Origin of the sequence: Streptomyces sp. HD, from assembly GCF_028369295.1 — a bacterium.
Classification (GTDB): domain Bacteria; phylum Actinomycetota; class Actinomycetes; order Streptomycetales; family Streptomycetaceae; genus Streptomyces.
Genome location: NZ_JAQMYP010000164.1, coordinates 1 through 763, shown reverse-complemented (window position 1 = coordinate 763; position 763 = coordinate 1). Strand labels below are relative to the sequence as shown.

The window sequence follows — 763 nt, the reverse complement described above, 5'->3', positions numbered from 1 at the left end:
GTCACCGTCCTTCTCCTCGGACTCCATGAGCTGGATCCCCTTGTGCTGCAGTGTGACCATCGCGGGTGTGTTTCCTCGCGCCCAGTCGACCTGGATCAGTCCCTCGGCCGCCAGGTATGTGCAGGCGGCGGCCAGGTCCTCCTCGGGCATGGCGACGTGCTCGCGCAGCTGCGCCCCGGTGAGGCCGAGGAGGCGATTGCCTTCCATGGCCTCGTACAGGCTTTTCATGATCGCCTCGCGGTAGTGCCGCCGTTGGTGCAGTGTCGCCATGGTCGCCTGCCTCTCGTGCCGGCACCGACGAGAACCCGTAGGTCTGGGGCGGTATCCACCTTCCCCCGCTGAGGGGCATCTCCTCAGATTTCGTCCGGCTGTGTGTGATTGTCTGGGGAGGACTGGCTGGTCAGCAGCCAGGAGCGCACCGGCTCCGCCATGCGGGTGGTGTCCACGGTGAGGTGGAGGCGTGTTCCGCCGTCGGCGCCTGCGGGGTAGCTGCGCGCTTCGGTGGCGGTGAAACAACGGCGGAGAATCTCCGCGACATGGCGAGCCGCCTCCGGGTCCGCGGCGACGATACGAACCTCCGCGTGCCCGGCCGACGGCAGTTCCGGTGCCTTCATGGTGACCCCTTGCTCATTCAGGACGGCGCGCATCAGGGGCGGAGGTGGGCGCGACGGCCGTCGCCGCATACCCACCCCCGGCTGGAAGCGGTCTGCGTCATCAGCGGCTCCCGTCTCGACGCTCACGGCGGGTGGCGTCGGCAGGAGAA

2 protein-coding genes are annotated in these 763 nt (G+C 68.4%); both read right to left on the bottom strand.

What is annotated here, in order from left to right:
- A partial coding sequence (locus tag POF73_RS45815) for a hypothetical protein (protein WP_272125482.1) occupies positions 1–270 on the bottom strand: 270 nt, incomplete at its 3' end.
- Positions 271–353: 83 nt separating this feature from the next.
- Positions 354–614 (bottom strand): hypothetical protein, encoded by a 261-nt coding sequence (locus POF73_RS45810; protein ID WP_272125481.1) that lies wholly within the window; start codon positions 612–614, stop codon positions 354–356.
- Between the last annotated feature and the right edge of the window lie 149 nt (positions 615–763).